This is a genomic window from Curtobacterium poinsettiae (assembly GCF_025677645.1).
GTDB classification, from domain to species: Bacteria; Actinomycetota; Actinomycetes; order Actinomycetales; family Microbacteriaceae; genus Curtobacterium; species Curtobacterium poinsettiae_A.
In genome coordinates, this window is the sequence record NZ_CP106879.1 from 2097518 (window position 1) to 2110501 (window position 12984).

Below are 12984 nucleotides of genomic sequence, written 5' to 3' on the forward strand. Positions count from 1 at the left end.
GAGCTGCGCTGCGCGACGCCGGCACGCAAGCGTGGGAGACTGTTGCGACCGTCCGACCCACCTGAGGAACCGTGAGCCCACAAGCATCCGCTCCGCTGGAGCCCGCAGCGACCCCGGCCGACGCGATCCGCAACTTCTGCATCATCGCGCACATCGACCACGGCAAGTCGACGCTGGCCGACCGCATGCTGTCGATCACCGGCATCGTCGAGGACCGCGCGATGCGTGCGCAGTACCTCGACCGCATGGACATCGAGCGCGAGCGCGGCATCACGATCAAGTCGCAGGCCGTGCGCATGCCGTGGGAGCTCGACGGTGAGACCTTCGCGCTGAACATGATCGACACCCCGGGGCACGTCGACTTCTCGTACGAGGTCTCGCGTTCCCTGGCCGCGTGCGAGGGCGCGATCCTGCTCGTCGACGCCGCCCAGGGCATCGAGGCGCAGACGCTCGCGAACCTGTACCTGGCGCTCGAGAACGACCTCGAGATCATCCCGGTCCTCAACAAGATCGACCTCCCGGCGGCCGAACCGGACAAGTACGCGGCCGAGCTCGCGCAGCTCATCGGTGGCAAGCCCGAGGACGTCCTCCGGGTGTCCGGCAAGACCGGCGTCGGCGTGCCCGAGCTCCTCGACCTGGTCGTCCGTCGCGTGCCGGCCCCCGTCGGCGACGCCGAGGCCGCGCCCCGCGCGATGATCTTCGACTCGGTCTACGACAGCTACCGCGGTGTCGTCACCTACGTCCGCATGATCGACGGCACCATCGCGCCCCGCGAGAAGGTCCAGATGATGTCGACCAAGTCGACGCACGAGATCCTGGAGATCGGGGTCTCGAGCCCGGAGCCGAAGCCCACGAAGGGGCTGTCCGTCGGCGAGGTCGGCTACCTGATCACCGGTGTGAAGGACGTCCGCCAGTCCAAGGTCGGCGACACCGTCACGAGTGCACAGAAGCCCGCGACCGAGCCGCTGTCCGGCTACACCGACCCGAAGCCGATGGTGTTCTCGGGCCTGTACCCGATCGACGGCAGCGACTACCCCGTGCTCCGCGAAGCCCTCGACAAGCTCAAGCTCTCCGACGCCGCACTGGTCTACGAGCCGGAGACCTCGGTCGCGCTCGGTTTCGGGTTCCGCTGCGGGTTCCTCGGGCTGCTGCACCTCGAGATCATCACCGAGCGACTGTCCCGCGAGTTCGGGCTCGACCTCATCACCACGGCCCCGAGCGTGATCTACGAGGTCACGACCGAGGACAACGCCGTGACCGAGGTCACGAACCCCTCGGAGTTCCCGACCGGGCGCATCGTCGAGGTCCGCGAGCCGATGGTCCGCGCCGCGATCCTGGCGCCGAAGGACTACGTCGGCGCGATCATGGAGCTCTGCCAGCAGCGCCGCGGCTCCCTGCTCGGCATGGAGTACCTCGGCGAGGAGCGCGTCGAGATCCGCTACGAGATGCCCCTCGGCGAGATCGTCTTCGACTTCTTCGACCAGCTGAAGAGCAAGACCCAGGGCTACGCGTCGCTCGACTACGAGCCCACCGGCGACCAGGCCGCCGACCTCGTCAAGGTCGACATCCTGCTGCAGGGCGACCAGGTCGACGCCTTCAGTGCGATCGTGCACCGCGACAAGGCGTACGCCTACGGCACGCTCATGACGGAGCGGCTGCGCAAGCTCATCCCGCGCCAGCAGTTCGAGGTGCCGATCCAGGCCGCGATCGGTGCCCGCATCATCGCCCGCGAGAGCATCCGCGCGATGCGCAAGGACGTCCTGGCGAAGTGCTACGGCGGTGACATCACCCGCAAGCGCAAGCTCCTCGAGAAGCAGAAGGAGGGCAAGAAGCGCATGAAGACCATCGGTCGGGTCGAGGTCCCGCAGGAAGCCTTCATCGCGGCGCTCTCCGGCGACGTCGAAGAGAAGAAGAAGTAGCGCCGGGTCAGCCGGTCCGGCGGGCGCGAGCCCGCAGCGCGGCCAGGCAGAGGGCCGGGACGCTCGCTGCGGCCAGTCCGGCCAGTGCGGTCCGCAGGATGGCCCAGTGGGCAGCCGCGTCGAAATCGGTCTGCTCGCCGGAGGCCACTCCGGCGACCACGGCCCCGACGACCATCGCGAGCGTCACGACCGCGAGGGCCAGCGGCAGCCGACGGCCGCGGTGACGCCGCACCGCCGACACCAGTGCCGCACCGAACAGCAGCACCCCGGCGCCGGCGCAGCTCGCTCCGACTGCGGCGATGACGTTCGCGGTGTCGAAGCCGTTCCACGCCTCGGGGGCGACCGCGACGGTCGCGTACCGGGCGGGTGACGCCGCGGCGGACGTGGTCACGTCCACCAGCACCCGGGCGGTCGCCGCCACGCCGAACGCGACGAGCGCGAGCGCGGCGAGGACGGCGGTCCGGCGGTCGACGGACCGCGAGCGGGCAGGGGTGGGGCGGGGCACCTGCTGACGATAGCCGTGGGGTGGGCGGTTGTCGGGCCTCCAGTTCGGGGTGCACGGCCGGTGGGTCGGTCCGACGGAGGTGAGCGCGGATCGGTTCGATCCCGGGTGGTCCGCCCAAGTACGATGGCGGCATGAGCATCCGCGGGAGCTACCGGACCGCCCTGACGTACGGCGCGGTGGGGGCGACCCAGGCGTCGGACCTCATGACCTACCCGCCGGAGGGATTCACACCGGCCGAGTCGCGCGCGCGGATCGGACACGGCGACCAGCGGTTCGAGACCGCCGTCGTGCAGGCGCTCACGTGGCAGATCCAGGAGCGCAGCGGAGTGCGCGTGCGCGTCGAGGAGCAGCCGGACGACGACGAGGTCCGGTACAACCCGGTCACCTTCGACGACGACGGGGTGCCGATCGCCCCGGCGTCCATCGGGACGCCCCGGGTCGAGAAGTTCGCACCAGACGGCACCCCGCTGCTGACGGCGGGCACGAGCGCGACGCTGACGATCCACGCGTTCGGGCAGACCGTGCAGGCACCGGTTCGCGTCGTGTCGATTATCGACGAGCACGACCGCAAGGGCTTCGCGTACGGCACGCTCGAGGGGCACCCCCTGTCCGGCGAGGAGTCGTTCGTCGTCGAGCGCACTCCGGACGGCTCGGTGTGGCTGCAGGTCCGGCAGTTCTCGCAGCCGGCGAGCCGGAGGTGGCGCTTCGTCGCGCCGTTCGTGCGGCGGCAGCAGAAGGTCATGGCGGAGAAGTACCTGGCGGCGCTGCGGGGCGACTAGGCGTCGCTCGCGGTCGCGGTCGCGGTCGCTCCTCAGCGGAGCGGCGGGAGTGCGGCGATCGCGTCCTCGATGAGGGCGGCGTCTTGCTGGCAGTCGCGCGCGACCGTCACGGCGTTCGTGTGCCGGAGCGCGTCGACGTCGTAGACACCCGTCGCCACCGCCAGGAAGGGGATACCCGCCGCGTCGGCGGCCTCGCCGTCCCGCGGGGTGTCGCCGACGATGACCGCCCGGGTACCGACCAGTTCGGCGGCAGCACGTCGGGTGACCCCGGCGCGGTCCACCTCGGTGTCGCCGAAGTACGAGTGCTCCCAGTCGAAGACGTCGGCGTCGAACCCGGCGCCGGTGAGCTTCACCCGGGCGCGGTACTCGGAGTTGCCGGTGAGCAGGCCGTTGCGCCACCCGAGTTCGGCGAAGCGGGTCAGGAGCGCCTTCGCCCCGGGGACGGGGCTGCGGTGGTCGCCGGAGGCGTGCCGTTCGGTAGTCAGGTCGTGCAGGTGGCGGCTGACCGTGGGGATCAGGGTGTCCTCGAACGCGTGGGCGCGCACGTGCTCGGCGATGAGCCCGGCGTCGGTCCGGCCGTGCTGGTGCCCGACCCGGAGGGTGAGGTCGCGGCCCACCGCCCGCTCGAGGGCGAGGTGGTAGAGGTTGCCCGGGGACGACGCGTTCATCACGAGGGTGCCGTCGATGTCCCACAGGACCGTGGTGGGGACGGGATGGTGCTCCATGGCTCCCATCATGACGGACAATGGACTCCATGCCGAGTGCTCTCCCGATCGCCGATCCAGCACCAGCGGACGGCCTGATCACCCCGTGGGCGGCAGCGGGCTCCGCTGCCGGGCCGGGGGCCGCTCCCGCCGCCGGCGATGTGCCCTTCGGCGTGTACGTGCACGTGCCGTTCTGCCGGGTGCGCTGCGGGTACTGCGACTTCAACACCTACACGGCGTCGGAGCTCCGCGGCGTCCGCCGTGACGACTACGCCGGGCACGCCGTGCGCGAGATCGAGTGGGCCGCGACCGTGCTCGACCGGTCCGGTGTGCCGCGGCGGCCGGTGTCGACCGTCTTCTTCGGCGGCGGCACCCCGACGATGCTGCCGGCGTCCGACCTGGCGATGATCCTCCGAGCGATCGACGACACCTGGGGCATCCTGCCCGGGGCCGAGGTCACCACCGAGGCGAACCCGGACTCCGTCGACGCGGCGTCGCTCGAGACCCTGCGGGCCGGCGGCTTCAACCGGATCAGCTACGGCATGCAGTCCGCCGTGCCGCACGTGCTCGCCACGCTCGACCGCACGCACGACCCGCTCCGGGTCCCCGTCGTCGTCGACCTCGCGAAGCAGCAGGGACTCGACGTCTCGCTCGACCTCATCTACTCGACGCCGGGGGAGTCCCTCGCCGACTGGCGGACCTCGCTCGACGCCGCGATCGCCTGCGAGCCCGACCACGTGTCGGCGTACTCGCTCATCGTCGAGGACGGCACCGCGATGGGTCGCATGGTCGCCCGCGGCGAGCTCCCCGCCCCCGACGACGATCTGGCCGCCGACATGTACGAGCTCGCCGACCAGGTGCTCGGCGACGCCGGCTACTCCTGGTACGAGGTGTCGAACTGGGCGCGCGGTGACGCGCACGCGAGTCGCCACAACCTGTCCTACTGGAAGGGTCACGACTGGTGGGGCGTCGGCCCCGGCGCGCACTCCGCCGTCGCCGGCACGCGCTGGTGGAACGTCAAGCACCCGGCCGCGTACGCGAACCGGGTGCTGTCGGGGGAGTCGCCGGCCGCCGGCCGCGAGACCATCGACGACGAGACGCGGTACGTCGAGCGACTGCTGCTGGCGGCGCGGGTCCGCGGGGAGCTCGCGACGAGCGAGATCCGACAGGAGGCCCGTGGCCGGGTCGCCGGCCTCATCGCACGCGGACTCGTGGACGGGTCGGCCGCGGTGCGGGGACGGATCGATCTGACCCTGCAGGGTCGCCTGCTCGCCGACGCGGTGGTGCGGGAGCTGCTCGACTGACGGTCGTGCGCACTGCTTGCTGCGCACTGCGCTCCGTTGCCGCTACTGCTTGATGAACTCGATCGAGAGCGGGTAGCGGTAGAACTGGCCCTGGTTCGCGGCGATCGCGGCCATGATGCTGAAGATCAGCGAAACGATCGCAGCGGCGAGGATGATCAGGAAGCCGACGCCGAACACCGACGTGAGCGAACCGACGAAGTACGCGATCGCCATCGTGATGTGGAAGTTCAGGGCGACGCGGGTGTGCTCGCGCACGAAGCCGCCGCGGTCGCGGAGGACCAGGTAGGCGACGAGCGGCACGACGACGGTGAAGAAGATGCCACCGATGTGGGTCAGCGTCGCCCACAGGCGCTGGTCCTCGGGGCGCATCGGCTGGGGCGGGGTGTAGCCGGCGGGGTACTGCGGTCCGCCGGGGTACTGGGTCCCGCCGGGCTGCTGGGGGCCACCGGGTCCGTGGCCGTAGGGGCCGCCGGGCTGCTCGGGTCCGTGGCCGTCGGGCTGCTGTCCGTAGGTCATGGCGGAAGCGTATCGGCCGACCGCACGGAAGTCCCGGGCCGTCAGCGGTCGGGCGTAGGATCAGCAGTCGACACGTCCGAGTGCCAGGTCGATCGGGAAAGGAGGCGCTCGTGGTCAGTGAACGCAGCCTCGAGGTCCTCAAGGCCATCGTGCGCGACTACGTGGCGTCGCGTGAACCCGTCGGGTCGAAGACCATCGTCGAGCGGCACGCCTTCGGGGTCAGCGCCGCCACGATCCGCAACGACATGGCCCTGCTCGAGGACGAACAGTTGATCGCGGCACCGCACACCTCGTCCGGCCGGGTGCCGACCGACAAGGGGTACCGCGTCTTCGTCGACCACCTGGCGGGTGCCCGTCCGCTCTCCAGTGCGCAGCGGCACGCCATCGAGACCTTCCTCGGCGCCCCGAACGACCTCGACGAGGTCCTCGGGCGCACCGTCCGGCTGCTCAGCCAGCTCACCAACCAGGTCGCCCTGGTGCAGTACCCCTCGATGGTGCGCGCCCGGGTGCAGCACGTCGAACTCGTCCGGCTCGGTGACGCGCGGTTGATGGTGGTGCTCATCACCGACACCGCCCGCGTCGAACAGCGGGTGGTCGAGACCGACGTCCCGCTCGACGAAGGCTCGCTGGGCGAACTCCGCACCGTGGTGAACGGCGCGACCGTGGGGCTCCTGCTGCAGGACGTCCCGACCGCGCTCCGAGCCGTGCCGCAGCAGCTGCGCCCCGACGCCCAGACGCTCGGCGGGGTCGTCGTCGCCACGCTCATCGAGCAGGTCGCGGCGAACCGGCAGGACCGCCTGCTGATGGCCGGTGCGGCGAACCTGGCGAAGAGCGAGCAGGACTTCTCCGGCGGCCTCTTCCCGGTGCTCGAAGCGATCGAGGAACAAGTCACCCTGCTCCGGTTGTTCGGGGAGATGCAGGTGGACGACATCGCGGTGGCGGCCAGCATCGGCGTCGAGAACGCCGAGTACGGGCTCGACGCCACGAGCATCGTGGCCGGCGGCTACCTGGCCGGCGGCGAGGTGGCCCGCCTCGGCGTCCTCGGACCGACCCGGATGGACTACGGCACGAACATGGCGGCCGTCCGCGCCGTCGCCCGCTACCTGTCCAAGCTCCTGGGCGAACACTGACCAACCGACCGAACCCAACCGACTGAGGGATACGTGGCAGACCACTACGACGTCCTCGGCGTCCAGCGAGACGCCTCCGATGCCGACATCAAGAAGGCCTACCGCCGCCTGGCGCGTGAGCTCCACCCGGACGTGAACCCGGCACCCGACGCCGCCGAGCGCTTCAAGGACGTGACGCACGCGTACGACGTGCTGAGCGACCCCGAGCAGCGACGCCGGTACGACGCCGGGCCGCAGGCCGACAGCCCCTTCGGTGGTGGCGCCGGTGGCTTCAGTGACATCTTCGACGCCTTCTTCGGTGGCGGCGGTGGCGGCGGCCGTGGGTCGGGCCCGCGCAGCCGTGCCGAGCGCGGCCAGGACGCCCTGCTCCGCATCGAGGTCGACCTCGACGAGGTCGTCTTCGGTACCCACAAGGACGTCGAGGTCGACACGGCGGTGCTGTGCGAGACCTGCCACGGCTCCTGCTGCGCACCGGGCACCAGCCCGCGTACGTGCGACATCTGCGGTGGCTCCGGGCACATCCAGCGCCAGGTCCGCTCGCTCCTGGGCAACGTGGTGACGAGCGCCCCGTGCGGCACCTGCCGCGGGTACGGCACGGTCATCCCGAGCCCCTGCCCGACCTGCCAGGGTCAGGGCCGCGTCCGCGCGCGTCGCACCGTGCCGGTGGACGTCCCCGCCGGCGTCGACTCCGGCCTGCGCCTGCAGATGCCAGGCCAGGGCGAGGTCGGTCCGGCCGGCGGCCCGTCCGGCGACCTGTACCTCGAGATCCGCGTGCGCCACGACGACGTCTTCAGCCGTGACGGCGACGACCTGCTGGCGACGCTCGAGGTCGGCATGACCGACGCCGTCCTGGGCACGACCACCACGATCGACGGTCTCGACGGTCCGGTCGAGCTGGAGATCCGACCGGGTGTGCAGAGCGCCGACGTCCTCGTCATCAAGGACCGCGGCATCACGAAGCTGCGCGGGAACGGTCGCGGCGACCTGCGGGTCGGCGTGCAGGTCGTCACCCCGACCAAGCTGTCCCACAAGGAACGGCAGCTGGTCGAGCAGCTCGCGAAGTCGCACAAGACCACCGCTCCGCAGCTCGCCCGGTTCCAGCAGGGCATGTTCGGCAAGCTCCGCGACCGGTTCTTCAACCACTGATGGCGTCGTTGTACCTCGTCGACACGCTCGACGGCGTCGCGGTCGGTGACCCGGTGTCGCTCGACGGGGCCGAGGGCCGGCACGCGGTCTCCGTCGCGCGTGTCCGGGTCGGCGAGGTCCTGCGGATGGCCGACGGACGGGGCACCGTGGTGTCCGGTCCGGTCACGGCGCTCGGCAAGGACACCCTGGAGCTCGCGGTCGAGACCGTCGAGCACCAGGATGCGCCGCGCCCGTCGCTGACGCTCGTGCAGGCCCTGGCCAAGGGCGGCCGTGACGAGATGGCGGTGCAGGCGGCGACCGAGATCGGCGTCGATCGGGTCGTGCCGTGGTCGGCCGCGCGCAGCGTCTCCCGGTGGGACGGCGCGAAGGTCGAGAAGGGCCGTGCGCGGTGGGCCGCGATCGCGCACGAGGCGGCGAAGCAGGCGATCCGTCCGCGCGTGCCCGTCGTCGTGCCGCTGGTGACGACCGGACAGATCGTGTCCGCGCTCGGTGACGGGACCACCCTCGTCCTGCTCGACCCGACCGCGACCGTGCGACTCGCCACCTGGGAACCTCCGACGGACGCCGAGGACATCGCCCTCGTCGTCGGCCCCGAAGGCGGCATCGACGGCGCGGAGCTCGACCGGCTCGAGGCCGCGGGTGCCGTGCGGGTCCGACTCGGTGACAGCGTGCTCCGCACGTCCACCGCCGGACCGGTCGCACTCGCTGTCCTGCAGGCGCGACTGGGTCGCTGGTGAGCCGGACCACGCCGTCGGGCGCGTCCTACGATGGAGCCATGAGCAGCAGCACGCCCAGCGTCTTCTCCAAGATCATCGCGCGCGAGATCCCGGCGACCATCGTCGCCGAGGACGACCGTGTGATCGCGATCGAGGACATCGCCCCGAAGGCCCCCGTCCACGTGCTCGTCGTCCCCAAGACCGAGCAGTACGCGAACGTCGGCGAACTCGCAGCGGGCGACCCCGAACTGTTGGCCCACGTCGTCGCCACCGCGCAGCGGATCGCCGACGAGCGTGCCGACGGCCAGTTCCGACTCGTCTTCAACACCGGCGAAGCCGCCGGTCAGACCGTGTTCCACGTGCACGCGCACGTACTCGCAGGTGAACTGCAGGAAGGCACCCTTGCCGGTTAACGAACCCGTACAGCCCACCGCCGCCGAGGACGAGACCGTCTCGGTCTCGCTCCAGGTCGACGGCATCGCCATGGTGCAGCTGCTCGGCCCCCAGGACCGTCTGCTCAAGACCGTCGAGCGCCAGTACCCGGGCGTCCGGGTCGTCGTCCGTGGCAACGAGGTCACGCTGACCGGGCCGGAGCGCGACGTCGCCCGCGCGAAGGCGCTCGTCGACGAGCTCGTCGGCATGGTCAGGCGCGGGCAGGAGATCGGCCCGGCCGACATCCCGATGTCGGCACGGATCCTCGACGACGACCGCAAGCCGTCCGACACCTTCGGCACCCCGATCGTGTCGAGCCGCGGCAAGTCCGTCCGCCCGAAGACCGACGGGCAGCGTGCGTACGTCGACGCCATCGACGAGCACACCATCACGTTCGGCATCGGTCCGGCCGGTACCGGCAAGACGTACCTGGCGATGGCCAAGGCCGTGCAGGCGCTGCAGCGGCGCGAGGTCAACCGGATCATCCTCACCCGTCCCGCGGTCGAGGCCGGCGAGCGGCTCGGCTTCCTGCCGGGCACCCTGACCGACAAGATCGACCCGTACCTGCGCCCGCTCTACGACGCCCTGAACGAGATGATGGACCCGGAGCTGGTCCCGAAGCTCCTGGCGGCCGGCACCGTCGAGGTGGCCCCGCTGGCGTACATGCGCGGCCGGACGCTCAACGACTCCTTCGTGGTGCTCGACGAGGCGCAGAACACCACGCCCGAGCAGATGAAGATGTTCCTGACCCGGCTCGGGTTCGGCTCGAAGATGGTCATCACCGGTGACATCACCCAGGTCGACCTGCCGGGCAACGTCTCCGGTCTCCGGCTCGTGACCCGCATCCTCGACCAGGTCGAGGACATCCACTTCGCCCGCCTCGGCAGCGAGGACGTGGTCCGCCACACCCTCGTCGGCCGGATCGTCGACGCGTACACGGTCTACGACGAGGAGCGCCTCGCCGAGCAGGCCGGGCAGCGCCCCGGTGGCCGTGGCACCGCCCCGGTCGGCAACCCCGACGGCGCCAACCGCGCCGAACGCAGGGGACGCCCGCCGCAGGACCGCGCACGACCCCCCTACCCCCAGAACGACGCCCGAGGAGGCACCCGGTGAGCATCGAGCTCAACAACGAGTCCGGCGTCGAGGTGGACGAGGCCGCGATCCAGCGGCTCGCCGCCTTCGCCCTCGACGCGATGCACGTCCACGCCGACGCCGAGCTCGCGATCGTGCTGGTCGACGAGGGCGCCATGGAGCAGCTGCACGTGCGGTGGATGGACGAGCCCGGCCCGACGGACGTCCTGAGCTTCCCGATGGACGAGCTGCGTCCCGGCACGGAGGACGACCCCACGCCGGCCGGGCTGCTGGGCGACATCGTGCTCTGCCCGCAGGTGGCCGAGGAGCAGGCGAAGACCGCCGGGCACTCGAGCACCGACGAGATGCTGCTGCTCACCTGCCACGGCATCCTGCACCTGCTCGGCTTCGACCACGCCGAGCCCGACGAGAAGGCCGAGATGTTCGGCATCCAGGGCGAGATCCTGACCGCCTTCGCCGCCCAGCACCGAGGGCGGTAGCCGGTGGTCGTCGTCGCCGGACTCCTCGCGGTGGCGCTGGGGCTCGTCGTGCTCGGCGGACTCCTCGCCGCGAGTGACGCCGCACTCTCGGTGGTCTCCCGTGCCGACCTCGAGGAGATCGCCAGGGGCAACAAGCGCCGGCGCGCCGTCGAGGCGATCGCGGACGACGTCGGAGCGCACGTCAACGCGCTGAACTTCTTCCGCGTCCTCGCCGAGACAGCGGCCGCGGTGCTCGTGACGATCGCCCTCGTGCGCGCCTTCGACAGCTGGTGGCTCGCACTCGTCGTCTCCGCCGCGATCATGACCGCGGTGTCGTTCGTGCTGGTCGGGTCGAGCCCGCGCAGCGTCGGACGCGCCCACGCCGAGCGACTGATCGGTGCGACGGGCGGCATCGTCCGCGGGGTCCGCATCGTGCTCGGTCCGCTGGCCGGGCTGCTCGTCCGGATCGGTGACCGGGTCACCCCCGGCCGCGGCCGGAGCGCCTCCACCGTGTCGAGCGAGGAGCAGCTGCTCTCGCTCGTCGACGAGGCAACCGAGAGCAACGTGCTCGAGGACGAGGACCGCGAACTCATCCACTCGGTGTTCGAGTTCAGCGACACCCTGGTGCGCGAGGTCATGGTGCCCCGCACGGACATGCTCACCGTCGACGGTGCGGAGACGCTGGCCGCGGCCATGGAGCAGTTCCTGGCCGCCGGGGTGTCCCGGATGCCCGTCACGGGCAAGGACAGCGACGACGTGCGGGGTGTGCTGTACCTCCGCGACGTCGCGCGGTCGCTGTACGAGCGGCCGGCGTCCCGCACCGAGCGGGTCAGCCGACTGCTGCGGCCCGCCGAGTTCGTGCCGGAGTCGAAGCACGCCGACGACACCCTGCGGCACATGCAGGTCGCCAAGAACCACCTGGTGCTGGTGGTCGACGAGTACGGCGGTGTCGCCGGGCTCGTGACCATGGAGGACCTCATCGAAGAACTCGTCGGCGACATCTCCGACGAGTACGACCGCGCCGTCGTCGACCGGACCGAGGTCGAACCGGGCATCTGGCGGATCTCCGCCCGACTGCCGATCGACGAGCTCGGCGACCTGTTCGGCATCGAGCTCGACGACGACGACGTCGACACCGCCGGTGGTCTGCTCACCAAGGAGCTCGGACACCTGGCCGTGTCCGGCGACACCGTCACCGTGTCCGGGGTCGTCCTGACCGCCGACCGGGTCGAGGGCAAGCGCCGCCACCTCATCACCGTGCTCGCCGAGCGCACCCACGCCCTGGCCGACGTCGAGGACGCCTTCGACGACGCCGAACCCACCACGACGGGAACCACGCACGCATGACCGACCCCGACACCACCCAGGCCGGCTCGGAGCAGCCCTACCGCGCGGGCTTCGTCTCGTTCGTCGGCCGTCCGAACGTCGGCAAGTCGACGCTGACCAACGCCCTGGTGGGCGAGAAGGTCGCCATCACCTCGTCCAAGCCGCAGACCACCCGACGCGCCATCCGCGGGATCGTGCACCGGCCCGACGGCCAGGTGATCATCGTCGACACGCCGGGCGTGCACCGTCCGCGCACCCTGCTCGGCGAACGGTTGAACGACCTCGTGCAGTCCACGCTCGGCGACGTCGACGTGATCGGGTTCTGCGTGCCGGCCAACGAGCCCGTCGGCCCCGGCGACCGGTTCATCAACGACACGCTCGACCAGTACCCGCGCGCCAAGAAGATCGCGATCGTGACGAAGATCGACAGCACCTCCAAGGACCGCGTCGGCGAGCAGCTGCTGGCCGTCTCGAAGCTCCGCGACTGGGACGCCGTGGTGCCGACGTCGGGTACCAGGGGCATGCAGCTCGAAGACCTGCTCGGCGTGATCACGGCCCTGCTCCCCGAGTCGCCGCAGCTGTACGACTCGAGCGCGGTGACCGAGGAGACCGACGAGGAGCGCATCGGGGAGCTCATCCGCGAGGCCGCGCTCGAGGGCGTCCGTGACGAGCTGCCGCACTCGCTCGCCGTCGTCATCGAGGACATCGTCGAGCCCGACGCCGACGAGGACGCCGACGGCCCCCTGCGCATCTTCGCGAACCTGTTCGTCGAGCGGGACAGCCAGAAGGCGATCGTCATCGGACACAAGGGCGAGCGCCTGAAGGACGTCGGTTCGCGGGCCCGCGTCGAGATCGAGTCGCTGCTCGGCGGCCGACACGTCTACCTGAACATCCGCGTGAAGGTGGCCAAGGAGTGGCAGCGTGACCCGAAGCAGCTCGGACGCCTCGGTTTCTGAC

Annotated in this window: 14 protein-coding genes; 11 read left to right on the plus strand and 3 right to left on the minus strand. The window is 71.0% G+C overall.

The window, feature by feature from the left end; translation table 11 throughout:
• The first annotated feature begins 71 nt into the window (after positions 1-71).
• Positions 72-1919, plus strand: a complete 1848-nt coding sequence (lepA, locus tag OE229_RS10035; protein WP_262137794.1) for a translation elongation factor 4 — start codon at positions 72-74, stop codon at positions 1917-1919.
• Positions 1920-1926: 7 nt separating this feature from the next.
• Here lepA and OE229_RS10040 read toward each other — a convergent pair whose 3' ends face one another.
• On the minus strand, positions 1927-2424 hold the full coding sequence (locus OE229_RS10040) for a hypothetical protein (protein ID WP_262137797.1): 498 nt from the start codon (positions 2422-2424) through the stop codon (positions 1927-1929).
• A gap of 131 nt (positions 2425-2555) precedes the next feature.
• On the opposite strand from OE229_RS10040, the gene OE229_RS10045 reads away from it, so the two are divergent.
• Positions 2556-3203 (plus strand): DUF1990 family protein, encoded by a 648-nt coding sequence (locus OE229_RS10045; RefSeq protein ID WP_262137799.1) that lies wholly within the window; start codon positions 2556-2558, stop codon positions 3201-3203.
• A 32-nt stretch (positions 3204-3235) separates the two neighbouring features.
• Here the strand turns inward: OE229_RS10045 and OE229_RS10050 are convergent, their stop codons facing one another.
• Entirely contained in the window at positions 3236-3928 is a 693-nt protein-coding gene (locus OE229_RS10050; protein ID WP_262137803.1) for an HAD family hydrolase, read from the minus strand.
• 29 nt (positions 3929-3957) lie between these two features.
• Here OE229_RS10050 and hemW point away from each other — a divergent pair, with 29 nt between their 5' ends.
• Positions 3958-5211, plus strand: coding sequence for a radical SAM family heme chaperone HemW (gene hemW, locus OE229_RS10055; RefSeq protein WP_111031147.1), 1254 nt, complete (start codon positions 3958-3960; stop codon positions 5209-5211).
• Between the two features lie 42 nt (positions 5212-5253).
• Here hemW and OE229_RS10060 read toward each other — a convergent pair whose 3' ends face one another.
• Complete coding sequence (locus OE229_RS10060) at positions 5254-5727, minus strand: DUF4870 domain-containing protein (RefSeq protein WP_307804605.1); 474 nt, start codon at positions 5725-5727, stop codon at positions 5254-5256.
• 110 nt (positions 5728-5837) lie between these two features.
• On the opposite strand from OE229_RS10060, the gene hrcA reads away from it, so the two are divergent.
• The 8 genes from hrcA to era are packed head-to-tail and all read left to right on the plus strand — an operon-like array spanning position 5838 to position 12983.
• Positions 5838-6857, plus strand: a complete 1020-nt coding sequence (hrcA, locus tag OE229_RS10065; RefSeq protein ID WP_110860413.1) for a heat-inducible transcriptional repressor HrcA — start codon at positions 5838-5840, stop codon at positions 6855-6857.
• A gap of 33 nt (positions 6858-6890) precedes the next feature.
• Positions 6891-8003: a molecular chaperone DnaJ gene (gene dnaJ, locus OE229_RS10070; protein WP_017886671.1), complete on the plus strand. Its 1113-nt coding sequence runs from the start codon at positions 6891-6893 to the stop codon at positions 8001-8003.
• Positions 8003-8740, plus strand: coding sequence for a 16S rRNA (uracil(1498)-N(3))-methyltransferase (locus OE229_RS10075; RefSeq protein WP_262137808.1), 738 nt, complete (start codon positions 8003-8005; stop codon positions 8738-8740). The genes dnaJ and OE229_RS10075 overlap by 1 nt, the downstream gene beginning before the upstream one ends.
• 38 nt (positions 8741-8778) lie before the next feature.
• The gene (locus OE229_RS10080) at positions 8779-9132 is read left to right on the plus strand and encodes a histidine triad nucleotide-binding protein (RefSeq protein ID WP_128779706.1); all 354 of its coding nucleotides are present in this window, start codon (positions 8779-8781) and stop codon (positions 9130-9132) included.
• The gene (locus tag OE229_RS10085; RefSeq protein ID WP_209134694.1) at positions 9122-10264 is read left to right on the plus strand and encodes a PhoH family protein; all 1143 of its coding nucleotides are present in this window, start codon (positions 9122-9124) and stop codon (positions 10262-10264) included. Before OE229_RS10080 ends, OE229_RS10085 begins: the two co-directional genes overlap by 11 nt.
• Entirely contained in the window at positions 10261-10722 is a 462-nt protein-coding gene (gene ybeY, locus OE229_RS10090; RefSeq protein WP_017886675.1) for an rRNA maturation RNase YbeY, read from the plus strand. The genes OE229_RS10085 and ybeY overlap by 4 nt, the downstream gene beginning before the upstream one ends.
• A gap of 3 nt (positions 10723-10725) precedes the next feature.
• Positions 10726-12048 carry a hemolysin family protein gene (locus tag OE229_RS10095; RefSeq protein WP_259577563.1) on the plus strand — a complete coding sequence of 441 codons (1323 nt, stop codon included), beginning with the start codon at positions 10726-10728 and terminating at the stop codon, positions 12046-12048.
• The gene (gene era, locus OE229_RS10100; RefSeq protein ID WP_182067043.1) at positions 12045-12983 is read left to right on the plus strand and encodes a GTPase Era; all 939 of its coding nucleotides are present in this window, start codon (positions 12045-12047) and stop codon (positions 12981-12983) included. Before OE229_RS10095 ends, era begins: the two co-directional genes overlap by 4 nt.
• The last annotated feature ends 1 nt before the right edge of the window (position 12984 follow it).